Raw genomic sequence first — 20934 nt, 5'->3', positions numbered from 1 at the left:
GCAACTGACCAAAAAAGAGTGGGGAAGCTAGATCAACCAAAGTCAAAAAAGCGTGAATAAGCCAATACTCAGTGGCTTGAAATTGACTCAAGTTGTTGCAGAAGCAAGGCCGCCTGGGTGCGAGTCCGCACATTCAGCTTACGAAAAATCGCCGTGACATGCGCCTTGATCGTCGCTTCGGAAACGCTCAGCTCATAAGCAATCTGCTTGTTCAGCAAGCCCTCACAGACCATGGTCAACACCCGGAACTGTTGGGGCGTCAGGCTGGCGAGGCCTTCACTGGCGGCCTTGGCTTCAGCGGAAACGCTCACCGCTTCGAACGCTTGAGGTGGCCAGAATACATCGCCGTCGAGCACCGCGCGCACGGCTTTCTGGATGACACTCAGGTCACTGGACTTGGGAATGAAGCCACTGGCGCCAAATTCGCGGGACTTCACCATGATCGAGGCCTCTTCCTGGGCCGAGACCATGACCACCGGAATCTGCGGGTACTGGCCGCGCAACAACACCAGACCGGAAAAACCGTAAGCCCCCGGCATGTTGAGGTCCAGCAGCACCAGATCCCAATCGGCCTTTTCGTCCAGACGGGTTTCCAGCTCGGCAATACTCGCCACTTCCACCAGACGGACATCCGGGCCAAGGCCCAGGGTCAACGCTTGATGCAGCGCGCTACGAAAAAGAGGATGGTCATCGGCAATCAGGATTTCGTATGTGGCCATTTTTCAAATGATCCTGTTTTTCAAACAACTCCAGGTGCAGCCACGCAGATGCACCAACAGGGCACGTTCAACGCCAATCACATGGCTATTCACGTAAAAATACGGCGTATCAAACGATGGCCGCGCCCCAATCGGCGCCAAGCATGCCCAGCGAAACCGGGGTGGTCAAGATGCATAACCGGTACAGTTCTTTGCAGTATGGGCGACAATCAGGACATGGCGGGGACGTCGTTATGAATAAACGGCATCAGCTCGGCGTGGGCCGGTGTGGCGAGGTTCATGTCCAGCTGGTTTTTCGCGTCCAGATAATGCTGACTGAACACATCAAAATAAGCGTCCAGCGCTGACGCGGCCGCGGTATCACCGGCCAGATCGAGACACAGTGCAGCCACTTCAGCGGTGCATAAATGTTCGCTGCGGGTGGAACGGCGCAGTCGATAGCGTGACAGCTTCTCGGGCAGCAGGCTCAAGATCGGCAAGCGATCAAAATACGGGCTCTTGCGAAAGATCTTGCGGGCTTCGGTCCAGGTGGCGTCCAGCAGAATGAACAGCGGACGCTTGGCGCTATCGGTCTCGACGCTGTTGGTGACGCGTTCGGGCTCAACGTATTCGCCCGGAAAGACCAGATACGGCTGCCACTGCGGATCTGACAACAGCGCCAACAGTTGCTGATCGACTTCAGTACGCGACCAAATGAACGCATGGTTATCGCGCACCACATCGGCAATCAGCCAACCGGTGTTGCTCGGTTTGAAAACTTCCTTGTTGGTCATGATCAGGCACACACCCGAGCGGGCCTCGACCAACGGACGCCAGGCACATAGGCAGTGACTTTCAATCACGCGGCAATCACGGCATCGCGGCGCCCTCCAGCCACGGGCCTGAATCGGCTTGATGCCCTCCTCTTCACGCTGATCGCGCAAGCGGGCGACGGCGTTTGCGGCAAAGCGCGGGGTGGCAGGGTTCATCGCAGGCGGCACCACAGGGGATGGAAAATCGACACGCAAAACACTCGCAAGGGCAAAAAGTCGCGGCAGTTTATCAGAGCAACCGGTACAAGCCTGTACCGCCCAGACCTCCTCCCCTATAATTCTGCGCCACTGAACGCACAGTCATGTGACGGGTCGAACCACCAGTCACTGAACCAGGAGAGTTTCATGCTGCGCCTTATCGTTCCCACCGCTGCCATTTTGCTGGCGTCGTCCTTTAGCGCTCAGGCTGCATCCTTGAGTGAGCAGAATCTCAACAGAGAGCTGCAAAATGTCGCCGTACAAAGCAGTGTTGGCACTCCACGGGCGATCAACGAAGACATTCTTGATCAGGGCTACACCGTTGAAGGCAAGACGCTGATCAATCACTTGAGCGTGCAAAGCAGCCACGCCGATAAGATGCGTGCCGACCCCAAAGCTGTGTATTTCCAGCTTGGCGCCTCTGTGTGCAACAACCCCTCGTACCGCAAACTGATGGCCAAGGGCGCAGTCATGCGTTACGACTTCACTGAGGTGAAGACCAACCGCGCCGTTGGCTCCGCCAGTTATCAGGAATCGGATTGCCCGAAAGCAACCCCGGCCAAGAAGAAGTAATCATCGGGAATTGGCGCGCCGTTGTTCATCCTCGGCGCGCAGTTCTGCCAACAGCGCTTGCAGATAACGTGAACGCCGGTCGGCCCCCTCCAGACGCCGGCAGCACTCTTGCTCGAGACTCAAATGATTGGTCTCGGCGGATGCCTTCAACAATCGATACAGTTGCGTATCGATCTCCAGAATGACTCTGGCCATCGCTTCCAGCCTCCCTGCACCTCGCCCCTTCGAGCGAAAAATCCTTGAACTGCATCAACCGATGCGTCGCGCCTTTGACGCAAAGTTGTCGTGTCACGCCTGTAATTTAGTAAATCAGAGCGCCAGACGCTTGGCTTGCGTTCAGACGAACGGTGAAATCACCTTGCAAATCGTTAATAAGCGGTTGCCAGGAAAGACTTTGCGGCGCAATCATCAAGCCAGCGAGAATCTCTGCAAGGGTCTAGATTCAGAGTATTAACGATCATCTTTCGTGGCAGAAAAGGGGCTGCCCGGCCTACGTCTAAATTGTGCGAATGTTTCTTTCTCCAAGGGAACAACAAAGCCTGTATGGAAGGAGAAGTTGAATGCCTTACCAACCGAATGACCTCCTGAGCCGTCATTTTGAAGAAAGCGGCCACGACCTCATCAGCAAGGTCGAAGAACAACTCAACCTGGTTTCACCCAACAGCCCCAACACCCCGATTTACCGCGACATGATCCTGACCGTGCTGCGCATGGCCCAGGAAGATCACAACCGCTGGAATGCAAAAATCACCCTGCAAACCCTGCGCGAACTGGAACACGCCTTCCGGGTGCTCGAACAGTTTCGGGGACGGCGCAAGGTCACCGTATTTGGCTCGGCCCGTACACCGATCGAACATCCACTGTATGCCTTGGCCCGGGAGCTCGGCGCGGCACTCGCGCGCTCGGACCTGATGGTCATTACCGGTGCCGGGGGCGGCATCATGGCCGCCGCCCACGAAGGTGCGGGCTTGGAACACAGTCTGGGATTCAATATCACCCTGCCCTTCGAGCAGCATGCCAATCCCACTGTCAAGGGCACCGCCAACCTGCTGCCGTTCCACTTTTTCTTTACCCGCAAGTTGTTCTTCGTCAAAGAGGCCGATGCGCTGGTCCTGTGTCCTGGTGGTTTTGGCACCCTGGATGAAGCGCTCGAAGTGTTGACGCTGATTCAGACCGGTAAAAGCCCGCTGGTGCCTGTGGTGCTGCTGGACTCGCCGGGCGGCACCTTCTGGCAAGGCGCGCTGGACTTCATTCACCATCAACTGGAGGAAAATCGCTACATTCTGCCAACCGACATGAAGCTGGTGAGTCTGGTCTACAGCGCTGAAGAAGCGGTGGAGCAGATCAATCAGTTCTACAGCAACTTCCACTCCAGCCGCTGGCTCAAGCATCAGTTCGTGATTCGCATGAACCACAAGCTCAGCGACCGGGCGCTCGAACACATGCAGGAAGCCTTTGCCGACCTGTGCCTGAGCGATCATTTCCATCAGCACGCTTATAGCGGCGAGGAGCATGACGAACCGCAGTTCAGTCATCTGGCGCGACTGGCCTTCAACTTCAACGCCCGGGATCATGGACGCCTGCGGGCACTGGTGGATTACATCAACCTGCCGGAAAACTGGGCCCATTCAAAACCCCAGCCGCAACAGCGCACGCGCGAACCGTCCAAGGTGACGTGAGGCACAAAAAAAACGGCCCGCTATCGAAATAGCGGGCCGTTTTTATTAATCATCCATTCCTCGACCACTGAACAAGCGGCTGATCATTTCCATGGAGTATCCCCGATAACTGAGGAACCGCCCTTGCTTGGCGCGCTCCCGGACGTCTATCGGTAGATGCCCGGCAAATTTGCGCCGCCAGGTATCTTCCAGTTGCTCCTGCCAGTTGATACCGCTCTCGCGCAAAGCGAGTTCAATATCTGCACGTTGCAGGCCGCGCTGGCTGAGTTCTTCGCGAATACGCAAAGGACCGTAGCCGGAACGGGCGCGGTAGGAAACGAAACTTTCGAGGTAACGGGATTCGGACAGCAGACCCTCTTCCGTCAAACGATCAAGTGCGGTGTCGATCATTTCAGGGAGAGCGCCGCGCTGACGCAACTTACGCGTCAGCTCGACTCGACCGTGCTCGCGTCGCGCGAGCAGGTCCATTGCGGTTCGCCGCACCGCGACGAGTGTATCGAGTACGGCGGTCATCGGATCAATCAGATATCAGCGTCAGCCAGGTCATCAGCAGTCTCTTTGACTGGCGATGCTTTGACGTCCGGCGCAGGGGTCAGCAACTTGTCACGCAGTTGCTTCTCGAGCTTGGCGGCGATTTCCGGATTGTCTGCCAGGAACTTGGCCGAGTTAGCCTTGCCCTGACCGATCTTGGTGCCTTCATAGGCATACCAGGCACCGGACTTCTCAACGAAACCGTGCAGCACACCCAGGTCGATCATCTCACCGTTGAGGTAGATGCCCTTGCCGTAGAGGATCTGGAACTCGGCCTGACGGAACGGCGAAGCCACCTTGTTCTTCACGACTTTAACGCGGGTTTCGCTACCGACGACTTCATCACCTTCTTTCACCGCGCCAGTACGACGGATGTCCAGACGTACCGAGGCGTAGAACTTCAGCGCGTTACCACCGGTGGTGGTTTCCGGGCTGCCGAACATCACGCCGATCTTCATACGGATCTGGTTGATGAAGATCACCAGGCAGTTGGCGTTCTTGATGTTACCGGTGATTTTACGCAGCGCCTGGGACATCAGACGGGCTTGCAGGCCCACGTGCATGTCGCCCATTTCGCCTTCGATTTCAGCCTTCGGAACCAGCGCGGCCACGGAGTCGACGATGATCACGTCAACCGCGTTGGAACGCACCAGCATGTCGGTGATTTCCAGGGCTTGCTCGCCGGTGTCCGGCTGGGAGACCAGCAGGTCGTCGACGTTGACGCCCAGTTTGCCGGCGTATTCAGGATCGAGTGCGTGTTCGGCGTCGACGAATGCGCAGGTCGCGCCGGCTTTTTGAGCCTGGGCGATCACCGACAGCGTCAGCGTGGTTTTACCGGAGGATTCAGGACCGTAGATTTCAACGATACGGCCTTTTGGCAGACCGCCAATGCCGAGCGCGATGTCCAGACCCAGAGAGCCAGTGGAGATAGCCGGGATCGCCTGACGGTCCTGATCGCCCATACGCATTACGGCACCCTTGCCGAATTGACGTTCGATCTGACCCAGGGCCGCAGCCAAGGCTTTCTTCTTGTTGTCGTCCATTAAAGTCCTCACGTAATCAATAAGGCCTGACGGCCAACACCTGTATAAGTAGCCAGTATTATTCCACAGCGTTTCAGGATCGCCTACCCCTGATTTGAGATTTCTCCCGCGGCATGGCGCAGCAGCCCCTCTAGCGCGGCCTTAACCGTTTGTCGGCGGACCTCATCGCGGTTACCGACGAAGTGTTGCTCCTCGCTGAAGACCTGCTCGCCAACGCCCCAGGCCAGCCACACCGTGCCCACCGGTTTACTCGGAGAACCGCCATCCGGCCCTGCCACACCGCTGACCGCCACGGCAAAACGCGCGTGGCTTTTGTCCTGGGCACCGCGAACCATCGCCTCAACCACCTCGCGACTGACCGCACCGACCGTCGTGAACAACTCGACCGGCACATTCAACTGTTGGGTTTTCTGGCGATTGGAGTACGTCACATAACCGGCCTCGAACCACGCCGAGCTCCCCGGGATACGGGTGATCGCCTCGGCGATGCCGCCGCCGGTGCAGGACTCGGCTGTAGTGACGTGGGCATTGAGAACCTGCATGCGCCTGCCAAGCTCAGCGGCCAGCTGGGTGATTTCTTTCACGGGCTTCTCCTGATCGAGCGGAATGAGAACTACCGTACACGAGCAGATGGCGCTTGCAAGGCGCAGGATTGATCAAAATGTTAGCGAGTGACGGCTCTGATATAAGCCTGACACGCCTGCAAGGCAATCAATCCGCTGTCACCGGCGTCGGTGATGGCGATAATTCGTTGAGCATGCGCCGGGTCAAGTCGGGCTCGCGCAACTCCATGATCCACGCTGCTGGCGCTGGAGGTGGCTGGCATTGAACAGCCTGAGGCAGCGTCATCGGCGTCGAGGAGGACCGACAAGCGCACATCAGCAGTGGCAAGACGATCGCGCAAGCGACCTTGATCACGTTGGGCATCGCTAAGCGCTCGAAAATGGACTTGTTCACTGATTGAAAGGCGCTGTTCAAGCGCCTGACGCTTGTCCTGCTCGGCCTGTTGCTGCGTTGCTGCAGCCATTGCCAGCCGATTCAACGCCTCGGCATGCACGCGGGCCTGTTCCGCCAGTTGCCGGCCATACCGCCAATCCTGGAAGTGCCAGGTCAGCGCCGCCGAGCTTGCGGCCAACACAGCCAGAAACACAACAAGCCCAATTGCCCGGCAAGAAACCGGCATCAGACCGAAGACTGGCATAGCACCGCCCTCGCCCGTGCCCACAACAACAGACGATCTTGCAGACCGTTGAGCCCACCGTTGATACGACGTGTGATGCTGTTGAACTGGTCGCGGTCGGCCAGTTCGTTGAGGCCGTTTTTTTGCCAGAACCACGCGGCGGATTCGGCGGCCCATTGGGGTTTTTCCAGGAGTTCTGGCAGAAACAGCAAACGGTCATCGCCGAATAGGCCGAGACTGCATTCACGGTAATTGTCGCGGCCAGTAATCTGGATCAGGCCCCTGCCACGGTACTTTTGACCATCACCGTCGGGTGCGGGCGTATTGCCCAAACGGGCGGCCAACGCGCCGGTGTCGTACTTGCTCAGATATTGCTCGCTGCCAAGCTCACGCACGTACTGCAACTGCCCGGATTCATGGCCGACTTGCGCGAGGAAAGCGGCAATGCGTTTCGGGGTGTTTATGTTGAAGCGAGCCATCGCGTTGTTGAGTGCGCAAATGAAAACGCCCGCTTGGGGGCGGGCGTTGGGCATGATGGTTTCCAGCAGTTGTTGCGTAACAGTCATGATGACCTCCATGGAAAGGATGGAAAGTTACTCGGCCGTCATCGGCACAAAGCACTCAATGCGCCAAGGACCGAGCGTCCAGGCAGGTCGCCTCGATTGAACAGCGATAGCTGTTCTGACGACTGCCACTGGCCGTAACCTTGTCGATTGACCAACGACCGCGCATGAAATCGGGCCACGTACTGTCCAGCAGCACCAGACCTTCGGCGGACAATCCTGGATTGCCGGGACACTCGATCTTCACCTTCAATGCTTCACGCATCATCCGGCGCACCTCGCCCTCAGCGGCGGCCCGGGCGTCGTTTGCACTTTGATAGCGTTGACGAAGGGTCTTGAACGGCGCGATGCCGCTTTCCTCGACACGCACTTTCCCGGCGGCTGCATCCCACCAACCGGTCTTGCAGCCCTGGTATTTCGCCCGAGCGGTTTCTTCGAGGGTTGCCGCGATAAAAGCCTCCTCGCCCGGACGATTGTCAGTCGTCACGGAGAGCTTTATGTCCGGCATGACGTTGCCCGACAGCGACTTCGCCTGCCCACGTCGCGCCAGCACATACAAATCGTTAATCGGCTTGGCGACACCGTCATGGAGAGTGGCCAGGCGGGTCAGAAACCCCATGTCCGTCTCGTTGGACTGGTCGATGTGTTCAATCTGGATCTGCGCCAGTTCAGGGGCGACGCGCGGTGAAAATCCGTGCCTGGATGTCAACTGGCGAAACAGCGTCCCCACGGTGGTCGGACCATGGCTGACGGATCGGCGTTGCTTGAAGCCGGTTTCATCCGCAGCACTGAACGGTGCCGCCGTGGCCACCAGCGTCATACGCAAGGGAAACAGCGTCGGCGTGCGCCGGGTGATCACGAATTCGCCCTTATCAACCAGGCCCGATTCCACATAGCCCACTCGCAAGCCGATTTTTCCGCCCAGGCTCGGTAAACCTTCGAGTCCATCCAGATTAATGGTCAGCGTCAGTTGATCGGACTCTATTCCCGCCGCATCGATGTGCTGCCATGAAATCAAGCGCTCGTTGAGCAGCGCAGCATTCGCGCCGTAAATCTCCACCGAGGGTGTGAAACCAAGTGACATGCCGCCTCCTTAATCCCAGGCCGATGCCGGCTTGGGTGCAATGGGTTTTGAGTCCAGCTCCGGCAGGAGCACCCGCACACCCGCCGGCAATACCGGACCATATTCGGCGAGCCCCGGATTGAGGCGCCAAAGCGCCTCTTCGGCGATATCGTCACAGCGCTGAAGCGCCCGGTAGAGCAACAGATTCACCGAATCACCGGCGATACTTCGAACATTACGCATTGGCGTACTCCATCAAATCGATGACCCAATCGACCACCATCGCGGTGCCATCATCAATCACGTTCGACTGGGTTTCGGACACCAAGACGATCAGCCATTGCCCCCAATTGCGGCCGGTGCCGTCAACCAATGGCACCGCGGCGTGCCGCGCCTGCATAGCACGCAATTCGTCAAGCCGTTCCATGGCCGTCGCGTACATCGATTTGCCCGTTATCTTCAGTTTTTGCAGGCCTTCGCCGGTCTGGCTGGATAGGGGCTTACTGCTGGCAGTTTCGATAACCTTCCAGCCACCATCCGAATTACGTATCAAGTTGTGGTAAGCGAAGTTTCTGGACAGGCCGAAAATGAAATTGCCTAACACCATTTGCTGACGCATCAGCTACCTCCATCGGTCAGGGCCGCGTCACTTCGCATGGCGAGTGAGTTGGGCAGGGTCATAAGTCCGAATTGGCCCGAGATCTGTTGCACAACCAGATTCGCCAACTGACTGGCGCTGGCCTGATCCTGGCCATTGATGTAAATGTTCGCCGTCATTGAGTTCTGCTGATTGCTCGTTTGGGCGCTGGTCAGGTCTTTGCTGACCTGGTCCGGAGCGGCGAGTTGATCGGCAGGTGCGGCGAGTTTTTCGCCCAGCCAACTACCCCCCTCCCCACCTACCCAGCTCCCTGCCAGTCCGCCGACGACCCCGCCTACCGTTGCGCCAATGGCCGTGCCGAGGAGCGGACCGAACAAGGTACCCACAGCAGCGCCCATGGAAGCACCTGCAGAAGCCCCGGCCCAGCCGCCGCCCGCGGCACCCAGGCCAGTGCCGAGCATCTTGGGGTCGCCGTTCATCGTGCCTTCAATCACATCGGGGGCAGCGCTTAACGCAAATGCTCCAGGTAAAAAGCGCTTAAATACGCCCAATGAAGCACTCAAGCCTTTCAGAGAATTGCCGGGGAGACGGGGAGCCTCGCCACCCAATACTCGCTTGGCAGCCCGACTGGTCATCTCATCCATGACAGCTTTGAACAGCGCCCCCACCAGCGGTTTGATCGCGGCTGCAACGAGCACAATTGCAGCAGTGGCTTTCGGTGAGGTTTCAGCAGATTCGCTCAAGCTATCAACCAGGGATCCAAGCGAGTGAAGCAAGCTATTCGTCGCAGGTGCCAGCGCATTGCCCGTGGTCACCGACAGGCGATCATTGCGTGCGCTCATAACGTTCAGCTGGCCTTGCCGGGTTTTTGACAGCGCGAGTGCGTCTTGTCTTACCGAGCCGTTGTTACCCAATTCCGACGTCGCGTACTGAGCAGTGTCTTTCACCTGCCAGAAGGCGCCATTCACTTCGGCAAGGTTTTGCGCCATGCGCAGTGCCGCTTTATCACCATTGCCAAACAGGGTAAAGGCAAGCGTCGGGCGTTTCTCGGCAGGTTGCGCGTTCAAGGCCGCAAGCACCGACATCACCGTGCCAGGTGCTGTCTCCTTGTCACGCAAGCCGCTCGCCACCGCTTTCGGCTCAAGACCCAGCTGCTTCCACGCTGCCCGCTCGGTTTTGGAGGCTTGATCTCCCTTGCCCATGGCAGCGGCGATGTCTTTCAGCGCTACGCCGGCTTCAGCCATCTGCGTACCGGTATTCAACAATGCCGTCGTTAACGCGGCGGCATGCGCGGGTGCCAGGCCTGCTGCTGTAGCAGCACTACCATCACGCTGCAAAACGGCGCCGATGTCAGCCGCTTTCGCACCACCGGGTATCTTGCCCAGATGGTTGACTGTATCCGCCAGGTCAAAGGCTTGAGTACCATTGAGCTTCATGGAAGTGCGCCAGCCGAGCATCATCTCTGCGACATCCATGGCCGGCATTTTGAACGCCGACGCGGCGACGCCAGCATCACTGGCGAAGCGCAGCAGCTCAAACTGTCGGTCGGAAGCATTGGGCAGATCACCCGCAATTCCTGAATTGGCGGCCAGCGTTGCAATCCTCACCAAATCAACCGCTTCGGTCCCTCCGGCCGCCACCAGCGGAGCGATAGCGATTTGCTGGGTTGACTGCGCCATCTCTTCGCTCTGGCGCGGGGTAAACTGGCCTGCCTGCTTCAGATCGGCCCTGGCCAAATCCATCGCTATCGCGGGTTTAAGCAAGTCCGGCGGTTCGATACCGCTACTCGACTTTCCCGCACTCTTTTGCTCGCAAGTCGACTCACACTTTTCACCGGCTCCCGTTGCCTGCGGTAACAAACGTTGCGACGAAAGTTTGAGGGTCAACGACTCAATAGCCGCCGTCAGCAGCCCGAGCTTGATTCCGACATTTTCCAGCACCAGACCAAGGCCCAGCATTTGATCCCTGACGGAGGGGCCCGTACCTTGTGCTGACATAACGCTCGTGGCAGCGGTAGTCAGGCTGGTATTTGCGAACGCCAGCCCACTGTTATCGATGGCTGCGTATTTGAGTGAATATCTATCGTCCGCCATCCCGCTCTACTCCTTTTTCACGCCAAGGCGAGTGATCGCAATGTCGTATCGGCGCAATGCCTTGCCGGCGTCCCATTCCAGAATTTCCGCCTCACTTATCGAGTAAATGAGCGGCACGACATCGAGGATTACTTCGATGTCGCGCTCCGAAAGAAGTCCGCCGGTTTGTTTAAAAAATCGTCGATGCGTACCTGAAGCTGTGTCCAGTCAGGCACGGTCAACAGGTCCAGGTCGGGAAGCATCAAGCCGGTGCAATGGGCGGTGATGAACTCGGCGCGTTCCTTGGCCGTTTTCAGTTTTTTCATCGCTTTAGTGGCGCGTAGTACGGGCATTTCCAGCGTCAGGGAGGTCAGGCTGCGGCCGGCCACTTTGAGTGGTTGCAGCAGTTGCACTTGATCGGGATCGTCCACGGCTTCGGCTTCGATATCCGGCTGTAGAAAATATGACGCCGGACGGGTTGACATCTCATGCACGTACTGCGCGATGCTCACGTAGTCCGGGCGTTTGAGCTGGTCGAGTTCCTTGACCGAAAGACCGGTGGCCAATTTGGCCAGTTCGAAAAACTGGTCGTCCTCATCATCGCCAGCACGTGCCAGGGCATCTTTCTGTGCGGCGTAGTACAACGGCTTGAGTTGAATCTGTTCGATGGCCGACTGATCGTCGCCGGTGATTGGCGACAACAGGGCATGAACGGGAGGTGTCCAGGACATGGAATGAATTCCTTGGGTGTGCAACCTGTGGGAACCGGCTCGCTCGCCACAGGAACTGCGTTTAGCTGAGTTGTATTGAGGTAGTGCGAGGGGTTATGTGATCAGCACTGCGCGACGGGCATCACCGAGAATATCCACGCCGTTGAGCATGAACTTCTGGGTACGCACGTCGATGTCGATCACAGGAATGCCGTTTTCGAGACGGTTGTAGGTGCGGCAGGAGAGTTCGAGGGTGGTCTTGGGTTTATCGCCCATTTTCAGCGCAGCTTCTCCAAGAGATTTCAGCTTGCCGCCGACAGTGTGATAGGTGAACCAAGTGTTGCCGTCCTGATCCTGTCCCGCTTCACGCACGTTCAGCAGAATGTCGTCGCCCAGTTTCACGCCCAGGGCAAGCATGACTTCCGGACCGGCGCCTTGCAGAATGAGGGTGGCGCCCAGCACCTTGCCGCTCTTGGCCATTTCCTCGGCGATGAAGCGTCCGCCGGTCATCGGTTCCATATCGAACTCGATCTTCGGCGGGGTGAACTCTTCCACGGTCGCCGACAACGGCAGGCCTTGCAGGGTGGCCGCGATGGCCTGTCTTACACGGTTGGTAAACATTAGAGAACATCCTCCAGGAACTGCTCGATGATTTCATCGCGGGCATTGAGTTGATAAACCATGTGTTCGTTCGGCGCGTAGCGGCCGTAGTCGATGACAATGAACCAGGTGCCGTTTTTGTACTTCTCGACGCTGTTCAATTCCGGGTGCAGGTACACGCTGCCGCCAGGGATCGTTTCGTCGACAACCAGGGTTTGCAGCCAGTCGTTGATGCGCTTGACCTCCTGATCCATGAACGACTTGGTCAGGTTCTTCGCCATGGCTTTCTGGCCGGCCTTCACCAGCTTGCGGCTGATCGCATCTTCAAGGCCGACGTAGCTGATGAACTTGCCGGTGATGGACCGGTTACCCAGCAGCGAGAAGCCACCGAGGACGGTCCGGGCGTAGTAGCTGATGCCGTAGCGGTTGAGCAGATCGCCTTCGGTGGATGTGTCGAGGATGTTGTATTCCACGACTCGCGACACGTCTTCGGCGTAGGTCACCTGGTTGCCGGGGCTCTCCCATTGCTTGACCTTGGCGAGCGCGGCAATGGCCAGGCTCGATGGCGACAGGAAGACGTTTTTCTTCGCCGCCTTGGAGTAAACGGCCGGCATATTGTGCACGACCAGGCAGCGGTCGAAACCGAGGTCCGCGCCGCCCAGTTCCTGGCTGTAAGTCACTTGATCAGCGACCGCGGCATCCTTGCCGTCGAGCACTACACGAGCCTTGATGCGCTTGCCGAACGAGGCGAATTCGCTGGCCACGGCTTTGGTGCCGGTGAAGCCTGGCGCACCAATGATGGTCAGGTCTTCCGGCACACCGCTCAGTGCAGCCAGGCCGAGTTTGCGACCGGTCAACGGCTCGATGCCGCCGATCACGTTGTTGATGGTGTCCGCCGGGGCTGCACCCTCTTCGACAATAACCACGTAGACCGGCACCTTGACCACTTTCAGGATCTGGAACACCGCGTGGAACAAGGTGCCCGATTCAGTGCCGGTCGGATCGAGCAGCGCCTGGGTGGTGAAGCTGTTAATGCGGAACGGGGAGTTACGCGGAATCAGCGGATCGGCCTTCGGCGCCGTGCCGATCAGGCCAATGACGTTGTCACCGAGACCACCCATGGCCTCAGGGGATTCGGAAGCATTGACGGTAATGCCGTTGTGCTCGAAGTTCAAAACCTCAGCCATGGTTATTCAGCCTTCTTGGCAGCGGCCGATTCGGCCTGGGTGGATGTGGACTTCAGCGCCAGGCGACCGACGCTTAGCAGCGCGTTGGCTTCGACGTCGAGCAGGTCGAGCTCTTGGCCAGCGGTCGACCAGTGACCACGCCCGACAGGGAACGGGACGAGGACGGTGTAGGTTTGGCGTTCTGCCATTTTGCGTTTCTCCAGATATGAAAAAGCCCCATTCGTTTGGGGCTTTCGGTTGTCGTTGGGTGTTTGTGCAGATAAGAAAACGCCCCGGTTGAACGGGGCGTTATTGAGGTTGTTTCGAGACCCGGACAGATAGAGTCGGGCGGCTATCAGCCGAGGGAAACTCAGGAGATTGCGGCCAGTCGCGCAGATTTCGGATATAGGACAGAAGCTCGCTGAACTGCTCGGGAGTCAGCGTCGGCTCTTGGCCAATATCCAGTTGATCCCGATGGCGCTCCCGAAGCCATTTGACGCGCTCGATCTCTTCGTCGCGCCACACACGCTCCACCGTTGAACGTACGGCTAACGTCTGCGCGGGAGGGTCAATCAAAATAGGTAAGCCATCCGCATCGAGGCTTCTGACTTTTCCAGGTTTTGGGTTCGCTATAACTTCCAGATATCGCGCCTCAGTAAGCGGCACAACATCATTTGGCATTGCGCCGTGTACGCGATCCAAGTAAACGCTGTCTGTTGATTTGCTGTAATAACGCATCTTATGAACCTATGGCCAGATATCGAACATTTGTCGTAGCCAAGTTGCCGTACGCAGTGAAACTTGTCAGTGACAAGGGACTCACTCCAAGCGAGTGAGCTCCGCTGCCGGCATCCGTCGCAAGTATTTGGTAAATGGCGGTTTTGAACGCAATTGGATAGCTGAAGGTGCCTGTTGTGCCCGGCATGATTGCGACGCCCCACTGAATCATCAAACCGCCTAACCAGGAAGGGAAAACAATGTAGCCATTCGCAGCAAGGCTGACTGAAAACCCAAGGCATAGTTTTTTAGGCGTTACGATAGTAGCGTCATCCGTGCCTTCGTTAGCCTGGGCCTGAGTCGCGACTTTTGCAGTTCCCTGTCTTGTCTCTGTTGCCTGCACGATAGAAGCAGCAAGCGCGGCGACATCAATATTTCCCTGATTGATCGGCGCGTTCCAGGCCTTGATGCACCACATCACGGCGAGGTTGTTTGGTCGGGTAATGCCGTAGGTGCCTTCGGAATTTCCGGGTAACGGAACATTTGCCTGCAGGCTTACGCCCGCAAGTGTCACGCCAGAGTAGAGTGCTATGTCGCCACTGTCGTAACCTGTCCTTACTCTCGAAGCGCCATGATCAGCAAGGTTGGAAGCAATTGCCTGGGTAGCCGCCACGTTTGTATCGATTGCCGCGATGCTGCCTTTCTGCCAGCTGCCAATATCACGGGAGGGGTCAACCCCGCGTCCATGATCCCAACCCCGGAAGAACTCGCCACGTGATTCAGGCAATCGGGTGTAACCCGTCGCATCACCTGGCAAGTTGTACTTGCGGTTCAGATACGTCGCCAAATCAGGATAAAGAGTGTCTTTGAATAGGCTGTTATCTACTTCAAGGAACCCAGGCGGTACGCTTTGTGTAGGGAAAGGCACCATCGTCCCCACCGGCAACGCAGAAGCCTTCGCAATCATCGCCTCAATCTCGGCCTTGGTGTACGTGTCCTTGATGCCAAACCCCGCCAGCGTCTCCGGATTTGTACCGCCAGTGGCACGACCGTACTTATCGACCGTCAGGCTCTTGTAAGTCCCTGCCTGAATTCCCGTCCTGCCGGCGAGCATTTCAAAGCTCAGCGAAGTAGTACCCAGCGTTATCGGGCCGTTCGTGACCAAGTACCAAAGAGCCCCCCCATTAGCAGCGCCCTCTTCGACCATTACCGTCAGGCCCGGCGTTACCCTGGCGCTGGTGTTGGCATCGACCGAACGTACCCACGCGCCGTTAGCCGCGACATAAATACCGTTATCTTTCGCTGCCGTTTGCGCCACCGCCAGCACACGCTGTCCAGACAGCACCGCGACGCCGTCGATTTGCTGCGCGCCACTCAATACAATGTTTTCCGTGGTGGCCACGCGAACCGATTGCTTGCCGTCCAGCTTGGCCAACTCATCGGCGAGATAACCCATTACCCACGCACGCGTCGCCTTAACCACCGTGTCATCAATCAACAACGTCACCAACGACGCATTACTGGTCTCAAAAATCGAGCGAATGTAAAACTCCTTCCCCGATCCCGACGTCGCCAAAACCGGTTTGAACGATTCCGGGTATTTGACGATGGCATACAGAATCCCGGTATCCGTCCAGATTCCAGCCTCGCGCACATACCAGCCGCCAACATCTGGAGGGATGGTCACTTCAGCCAGCAACCAGCTCGGATTCTTCTCATCCTGGAACAGTGCATTGAGCGGCCCGCGCCAGACTTCGCGCTTGAGCGCAGTGTCGGTTGCCGCCGGGTTGTAAACTGCACCACCGCCGTCACCGACGGAAATCTGCGACAGCTTGATCGGTGTGCCCGCCGCCTTGCAGGCAGTTTCGTAGGCAATCCCCGCATTGGTAAGCAGGGTGTAATAGTCGGCCATTTAGGACCCCTGAGGATAAATAGTGGAGGTTTCGACGGCGTAGAGCCCGGCCGCCATAAAGGCCTGGCCCGAGGCTTCGAGCCCTTCGATGACAATCGGATAAATCGTGGCCAGCTCGCCGCACACGGTGGCGGCGCCGATGACGTGATGACCGAAGGCGCTCAGGCCGACGGAGATTTTCAAGGTGTCGCGTTCGCTTTTGGCGTCCGCCAGGCGTCGATCAAGACGCGCATCGATTTCTTCGCTGTAAGGCTGTTCGGTAAAAGCCCTGACGGAAAAGCTGTAAGGCTGACCGGGTGGCGATTGCTCGTACCAGGCGCGCACGTCGGGTTGCAGTTGCAAACCTTTGGCGGCGTTTTCCAGTGCTTTGCGAGTACCTGCCTGCCGCGCGGTGGCCCAGGCGAGCTCTACCGTTAAACGCTTTTCCGCTTCGGGTGCTTCGGAGCTCCACTCGCTGACACCGCGATCCGCGCCGAGGTACGGCAAGAACGCCAATGGTGTTTCGCCGGGGTTCATCAACGCTGGAAACGGCAGCGTAATGCGCTCAAGCAATCTGCCGAACCCGAGGTCTAGAGCCCTCTCCAGCGGTGAACTGTTGGCCGGGAGCAGACTCGGCCCAGGTGTGTCGTCACTCATAACGTATCCACCTCGACCTCGACCCCCGTACAAAAGGGCGCCTGGAAAGCTGTCGTCACAATTGGCGCCAGCGGTTCAAGGATTTGCAACTGAACCGCACCGGCGTTGTGCAGCGTGTAGTCGATCCAGCTCGGGTCGACTCGCCCTTCGAGGCGATGACAGGAATCGGCATACGCCTGCAGCTGCTGCTGCACGGCGGCCTTGGTCAGCCCGGAATCGGGACCGGCGTTGATTTTCGCCACCACGCGTATTTTGTAGGTCTTGATTTGCGCGCCCTGGACGGTCACCCGGTCGGTCTCGGGCCGCACATCAGGTCGGGCGAAATGCTGGCGAACACCGTTAAGCAGATCGCCGGACGGCGTGCCATCGCCCTCCCGCGCCAACACAGTGACCATCACTTCGCCAGGCGCAGTGCGACGCCCGTTGCCATCCTTGACCTGCGCGGCATAGCCGTCAGGGTTGAAGGTGTACGTGACCGTCACCACGCCCGCCTCCGCCGTTTCGACCGTCACCGCCGGTCGTTCACCCAGGGTGAAAACTTCCCGGCGATACTGCATTCGCGAACCGGCCGCCGGGGCATGGGGCGCCAGGTAATAACGCAACCGGGCATTGTCGTCACTTTCAAAAACCGCGGGGACGGGCGGGAACGCTGCAGGATCGCCCGGGTCCAGCAATTGACGCTCAAGGCCCATGTCTGCCAAGCGTGCATCGAGGTTGCTGCCGGTGGCCCACCACGCCAGCATTTGCTTGATTCGGGCGTTGTATTTGCGCTCGTGGGTTTGCAGTCGTACACAAAAGGCCTCGAGGGCCAGGGTCAGCAATTCGCTCTCATTTTCCAGACTGTCCTTGAGCTTCGCCGCGCTCTCGGGAGAGCGGGCGCCGACGTATTCAACGACGAAGATCTTGAACTCTGCGAGCAGGTCCTCAAACGCCTCGACGGTGACGATGGCCGGCTCGGCCAACTGGTTTTGGCCTGGGATCAACATACTCATGTCACCACCTCGAAGGTTTGTTGACGGTTTTTCCAGGTGCCGGCGAAGCGCAGCAACAACCCCGCCCCCTGCCGGCTGGCGACAATGATTTGCGGTTGAAAATCACCGATGCCGTTCTGCTTGTTGTAAAACGCTTGCGCCGCATGGCTTTGGGCAAGCATCAGCACGTCGTCGCCGAGGTTTTGGCCCAAGAGATTCGGGATCAACGAGCCGTATAAAGGACGTTTCTGACGAGTGCCCAAAGGCGTGGTCAACGCTCGGGTCGCGCGCTGCACAAATTGCGGCCAGTCATCGACTGATGCGCCGGTGTTTCTATCGATTCCTATCATGGAAAACTCTTTAGGCAGTGCTAATGACTCGACCCTGGTGATCCACCAAGGGGCCGCTCAGGTGCACACCGGATGCGTCGAGCAGTAAACCGCTCGCGCCCAGTTGCAGTTGGATCGCCTTAGGCGTCATGACCAACCGGGCTGCGCCGATGCTCAGTTCGAGCGATTCGCGAGAGCCGGTGAACGTTGTTGGGCCGTTTTGCCAGTGCAGAGCGTGACTGGCGTCGTCGTAGCCACTTTCGGAGCCGTCCTGATAGCGGCGTCGCGTCAGCGAAGCCTGCGTTGAGGCCGGCGGAAACTGACCACCATTGAGACCGAACAGTGCAACGGACTGACCGCTGCTATCGCCGCCGCCATGGTTCAGCAGCACACACTGCTCACCAACCGAGGGAATGCGTGACTCGCTTTGTGCGCCGGCGCTCGGGTTAAAGAATCTGATAGCGGGGCTCAGTAGCTCACCGTGGCGAACCCTGCAGGTGTTGCTGGCCGCATCGACTTCCTCGCACACGCCGATCCGGCAGAGACTGTCGGTACGCCGATTCAGGTCTTCAATCTCGGTTTGCATCTGCGCCAGACGTTCGATGATTGGGCCCAGGTGCTGACTGATAAGGACATCGAACATGGATTACCCCTCCAGTGCCTGGTATTGGTCTGGATCGTCGATGTTCGACACTTCCCAGGTCCGGGCAAATTTAGGCGTGCCCACGGGGTCGTCCTGCAGCAATGGCCCGAGGTACAAAGTCTGGGTAAATGAAACGGTCCAGGTGCTGTATTCCCGGGCGCCGCTGATGAACGTCGAGGCAATGCCATCGATGTTCAACGGCAGATCGCACTGATCACCGGGCAGTTTCCAGCGGTTATCAGTGACCAGGTTTTTCAGTTCGCTGCCCAGATCGCAGGCTGCCAGGCCGGAAACGGGCGACACGACGTGCAGCGAAACCGTCAGCACATGAGCAATGCGCCCGTCATTGGCGCGACTGCCCGGCGCATCGTGCTGGAGTGCAATCAAAACCCAATCGAGATTATCTGTGCTGTCGAAATCGTGAGGGCTCCCGACATTCAAACCGGGAACGGCGATGCGCAATGCCTCGGCAATGGCGGAAAACAGCTGTGAAGGTTTTTCGATGACGACCGGCATTAATGGCCTCCTGTCAGAGTTGAATGTGAGGGTTCGAGATGTCGCCTCACTGTTGATCAGGGCGAGAATCGCGCGGCGGCACGTCGCAAACACCAATCCGCTTGGCCGCCCAGCGCTCATAAAGGCCAATCGCGACGTCCGCCCCGGCCATCGCCGTCAGGCAACCAAACGCACAGGCGGCCCAGATCGACACGCCGGCGGCGTACAGCAGCATGATTGCCGAGACCCCGCAGATCACGCAGGCCCCGGAACGCAGCGCCAGACGCCGCATCAGCGCCCAGCCTCGGGCGCCGTCCTTGTCGGCGCGCCACATTTCGCCGGACACCCCGCCCACCAGGGCGAGGACGATGACAAGCCAGATCGGCATGTCCAGCAACGCTTGTTGCTCGTTTGTCATGTCACGCCTCCTGGGGGTGATTGATGAGTGATGTACTTGTGTTTGAGCCGGTGCCGATTGAGAAATCGGCGACAGGTAGGCATTCCAAAAAGCCCGGTATTACTCCGGGCTTTTCAGTAATGCGGTCCTGCTGACTTTTCGGCGCTACTGGCGCGGTACGAGTCCATTCGAATTGTTCTTCCGACCGCGGTCCCTGCCCGCCGGATAACTGCTTCTGGTGCTTTACGCTGCACACCCGGGTCAGTTGCCAACCCTCTGAACCGTTGAGGCCGGTTCATCGCTGCCTTTGTAGTGGAACTAAAGAGCTTCGTTTCGAGCTGCTTTGTTGAGCGGCTTGAGACAAAGAATATGCATGGATGCATATACAGTCAATGCACAAATGCATTTATTCATGCATTTTAATTGCGCTGGCGCATGGGAACCCTGATAACAAAGGCGCTGATGGCTTTCGGAAGGCGAAAAAAAACCCGCTCGAAGGCGGGTTTTATCTGACAGTGATGAGGTTAACGGGCGTACATGCCCCACCAGAAGACGTGACCGAGGATGACGATTTGCTCTTCCTGGATTTCCTGGAAGGTGTAGTCCTCGTCCGGGTGTTCATCGCGATTGAAGCTGCGCAGGCGAATGCCGGTCGGCAGGCGGTACAGTTGTTTCACCCGTAACTGGCCGTTGTGGTTGATGGCATAAAGATCGCCATCGACGATGTCGCCAATCGCACACTTACCGGCATTCACCCCGACAGTGGCACCATCGCGCAACACCGGCAGCATACTGTTGCCACGCACCGTCACGCATTTAGCCTGGTCGAACTGCACACCGTTGTGACGCAGACTGCGCTTGCCGAAGCGCAGGCTAGAGCGCTCGCTCTCTTCGATGACGAATCTTCCTGATCCAGCAGCCAATTCAACCTCGCGAAGAAAGGGGACAGACACTTCGTCGTCATCGACGGGCGTGTCGTCGTCCCACAGACTTATGTCCTTGAGTTCGGAATGCAAATGATCGCGCCCGGCATTGGCGGTGGTCGCGACATCCGCGCGCCCACGCAACTGATCGGTGCTCACAGCGAAGTACTCGGCGATTTTCGAGATGTGTTTATCCGAAGGATCGACGATCTTCCCGCTGAGGATCCGCGAGAGCGTGGATTGAGGCACGCCGGTGCGACGGTGAAGCTCCGTGGGGGAGATCCCGTGCTGATCGAGCAGCGCTCTTAAGACGGTAGAAACATTGCGTTTTTGCATAACGCGCATAGTGCTTGATCTTTTTTACGAAGACAAATGCTGTTTTGCATAAATCATGCATAGACAAC

Annotated in this window: 27 protein-coding genes; 2 read left to right on the top strand and 25 right to left on the bottom strand. The window is 58.0% G+C overall.

The genetic code is table 11. From position 1 onward, the window contains the following. Positions 1-68: 68 nt before the first annotated feature. Together erdR and ACM6I0_RS28655 are read right to left on the bottom strand one after the other, a co-directional pair. The gene (gene erdR / locus ACM6I0_RS28660) at positions 69-719 is read right to left on the bottom strand and encodes a response regulator transcription factor ErdR (RefSeq protein ID WP_052966391.1); all 651 of its coding nucleotides are present in this window, start codon (positions 717-719) and stop codon (positions 69-71) included. A gap of 209 nt (positions 720-928) precedes the next feature. Continuing rightward, a complete protein-coding gene (locus ACM6I0_RS28655) occupies positions 929-1687 on the bottom strand; it encodes a tRNA-uridine aminocarboxypropyltransferase (protein ID WP_285430292.1) in 759 nt (252 codons plus the stop codon). A 189-nt stretch (positions 1688-1876) separates the two neighbouring features. On the opposite strand from ACM6I0_RS28655, the gene ACM6I0_RS28650 reads away from it, so the two are divergent. Continuing rightward, positions 1877-2302, top strand: a complete 426-nt coding sequence (locus ACM6I0_RS28650) for a quorum-sensing-regulated virulence factor family protein (RefSeq protein WP_259151663.1) — start codon at positions 1877-1879, stop codon at positions 2300-2302. Here the strand turns inward: ACM6I0_RS28650 and ACM6I0_RS28645 are convergent, their stop codons facing one another. Next, on the bottom strand, positions 2303-2497 hold the full coding sequence (locus ACM6I0_RS28645; RefSeq protein ID WP_285430294.1) for a hypothetical protein: 195 nt from the start codon (positions 2495-2497) through the stop codon (positions 2303-2305). Between the two features lie 365 nt (positions 2498-2862). Here ACM6I0_RS28645 and ACM6I0_RS28640 point away from each other — a divergent pair, with 365 nt between their 5' ends. Continuing rightward, positions 2863-3981 (top strand): TIGR00730 family Rossman fold protein, encoded by a 1119-nt coding sequence (locus ACM6I0_RS28640; RefSeq protein ID WP_414923842.1) that lies wholly within the window; start codon positions 2863-2865, stop codon positions 3979-3981. A gap of 45 nt (positions 3982-4026) precedes the next feature. On the opposite strand, the gene recX is transcribed toward ACM6I0_RS28640, so the two are convergent. The 22 genes from recX to ACM6I0_RS28530 form a co-directional block, all read right to left on the bottom strand. Further along, a complete protein-coding gene (gene recX, locus ACM6I0_RS28635; protein ID WP_285430298.1) occupies positions 4027-4494 on the bottom strand; it encodes a recombination regulator RecX in 468 nt (155 codons plus the stop codon). Positions 4495-4502: 8 nt separating this feature from the next. Next, the gene (recA, locus tag ACM6I0_RS28630; RefSeq protein ID WP_007907270.1) at positions 4503-5555 is read right to left on the bottom strand and encodes a recombinase RecA; all 1053 of its coding nucleotides are present in this window, start codon (positions 5553-5555) and stop codon (positions 4503-4505) included. Positions 5556-5638: 83 nt separating this feature from the next. After that, on the bottom strand, positions 5639-6139 hold the full coding sequence (locus ACM6I0_RS28625; RefSeq protein ID WP_285430300.1) for a CinA family protein: 501 nt from the start codon (positions 6137-6139) through the stop codon (positions 5639-5641). 80 nt (positions 6140-6219) lie between these two features. Then, complete coding sequence (locus tag ACM6I0_RS28620) at positions 6220-6756, bottom strand: lysis protein (RefSeq protein WP_414923841.1); 537 nt, start codon at positions 6754-6756, stop codon at positions 6220-6222. Then, complete coding sequence (locus ACM6I0_RS28615; protein ID WP_414923840.1) at positions 6738-7301, bottom strand: glycoside hydrolase family 19 protein; 564 nt, start codon at positions 7299-7301, stop codon at positions 6738-6740. Before ACM6I0_RS28615 ends, ACM6I0_RS28620 begins: the two co-directional genes overlap by 19 nt. 55 nt (positions 7302-7356) lie before the next feature. Beyond that, positions 7357-8382, bottom strand: a complete 1026-nt coding sequence (locus ACM6I0_RS28610) for a contractile injection system protein, VgrG/Pvc8 family (protein ID WP_285430305.1) — start codon at positions 8380-8382, stop codon at positions 7357-7359. A 9-nt stretch (positions 8383-8391) separates the two neighbouring features. Continuing rightward, complete coding sequence (locus ACM6I0_RS28605; protein ID WP_285430307.1) at positions 8392-8604, bottom strand: tail protein X; 213 nt, start codon at positions 8602-8604, stop codon at positions 8392-8394. Continuing rightward, on the bottom strand, positions 8597-8980 hold the full coding sequence (locus tag ACM6I0_RS28600; RefSeq protein ID WP_414923839.1) for a phage tail protein: 384 nt from the start codon (positions 8978-8980) through the stop codon (positions 8597-8599). The genes ACM6I0_RS28605 and ACM6I0_RS28600 overlap by 8 nt, the downstream gene beginning before the upstream one ends. Next, the gene (locus tag ACM6I0_RS28595) at positions 8980-11052 is read right to left on the bottom strand and encodes a phage tail tape measure protein (RefSeq protein ID WP_414923838.1); all 2073 of its coding nucleotides are present in this window, start codon (positions 11050-11052) and stop codon (positions 8980-8982) included. Before ACM6I0_RS28595 ends, ACM6I0_RS28600 begins: the two co-directional genes overlap by 1 nt. Before the next feature lie 128 nt (positions 11053-11180). Further along, complete coding sequence (locus ACM6I0_RS28590) at positions 11181-11762, bottom strand: phage tail assembly protein (RefSeq protein ID WP_414923837.1); 582 nt, start codon at positions 11760-11762, stop codon at positions 11181-11183. A gap of 93 nt (positions 11763-11855) precedes the next feature. Then, the gene (locus ACM6I0_RS28585) at positions 11856-12362 is read right to left on the bottom strand and encodes a phage major tail tube protein (protein ID WP_285430314.1); all 507 of its coding nucleotides are present in this window, start codon (positions 12360-12362) and stop codon (positions 11856-11858) included. Then, a complete protein-coding gene (locus ACM6I0_RS28580) occupies positions 12362-13528 on the bottom strand; it encodes a phage tail protein (RefSeq protein ID WP_285430316.1) in 1167 nt (388 codons plus the stop codon). The genes ACM6I0_RS28585 and ACM6I0_RS28580 overlap by 1 nt, the downstream gene beginning before the upstream one ends. A 2-nt stretch (positions 13529-13530) precedes the next feature. Further along, complete coding sequence (locus tag ACM6I0_RS28575; protein WP_285430318.1) at positions 13531-13716, bottom strand: hypothetical protein; 186 nt, start codon at positions 13714-13716, stop codon at positions 13531-13533. A gap of 100 nt (positions 13717-13816) precedes the next feature. Beyond that, positions 13817-14245, bottom strand: a complete 429-nt coding sequence (locus tag ACM6I0_RS28570) for a phage tail protein (protein WP_285430321.1) — start codon at positions 14243-14245, stop codon at positions 13817-13819. Between the two features lies 1 nt (position 14246). Then, positions 14247-16136, bottom strand: a complete 1890-nt coding sequence (locus tag ACM6I0_RS28565) for a phage tail protein (RefSeq protein ID WP_285430323.1) — start codon at positions 16134-16136, stop codon at positions 14247-14249. Then, positions 16137-16772 carry a phage tail protein I gene (locus ACM6I0_RS28560; RefSeq protein ID WP_285430324.1) on the bottom strand — a complete coding sequence of 212 codons (636 nt, stop codon included), beginning with the start codon at positions 16770-16772 and terminating at the stop codon, positions 16137-16139. Continuing rightward, the gene (locus tag ACM6I0_RS28555) at positions 16769-17764 is read right to left on the bottom strand and encodes a baseplate J/gp47 family protein (protein ID WP_285430326.1); all 996 of its coding nucleotides are present in this window, start codon (positions 17762-17764) and stop codon (positions 16769-16771) included. The genes ACM6I0_RS28560 and ACM6I0_RS28555 overlap by 4 nt, the downstream gene beginning before the upstream one ends. Beyond that, entirely contained in the window at positions 17761-18093 is a 333-nt protein-coding gene (locus ACM6I0_RS28550; RefSeq protein ID WP_414923836.1) for a phage baseplate protein, read from the bottom strand. The genes ACM6I0_RS28555 and ACM6I0_RS28550 overlap by 4 nt, the downstream gene beginning before the upstream one ends. A 10-nt stretch (positions 18094-18103) precedes the next feature. Beyond that, a complete protein-coding gene (locus ACM6I0_RS28545) occupies positions 18104-18715 on the bottom strand; it encodes a phage baseplate assembly protein V (RefSeq protein WP_285430328.1) in 612 nt (203 codons plus the stop codon). A gap of 3 nt (positions 18716-18718) precedes the next feature. Then, a complete protein-coding gene (locus ACM6I0_RS28540; protein WP_414923835.1) occupies positions 18719-19231 on the bottom strand; it encodes a hypothetical protein in 513 nt (170 codons plus the stop codon). A gap of 46 nt (positions 19232-19277) precedes the next feature. After that, positions 19278-19628, bottom strand: coding sequence for a phage holin family protein (locus ACM6I0_RS28535; RefSeq protein WP_285430331.1), 351 nt, complete (start codon positions 19626-19628; stop codon positions 19278-19280). 503 nt (positions 19629-20131) lie between these two features. Beyond that, a complete protein-coding gene (locus ACM6I0_RS28530; protein ID WP_414923856.1) occupies positions 20132-20866 on the bottom strand; it encodes a LexA family transcriptional regulator in 735 nt (244 codons plus the stop codon). Positions 20867-20934 lie beyond the last annotated feature (68 nt).

This window comes from Pseudomonas sp. IT-P294 (assembly GCF_949767865.1).
Classification (GTDB): Bacteria; Pseudomonadota; Gammaproteobacteria; order Pseudomonadales; family Pseudomonadaceae; genus Aquipseudomonas.
This window is presented reverse-complemented; position numbering and strand designations above follow the sequence as displayed.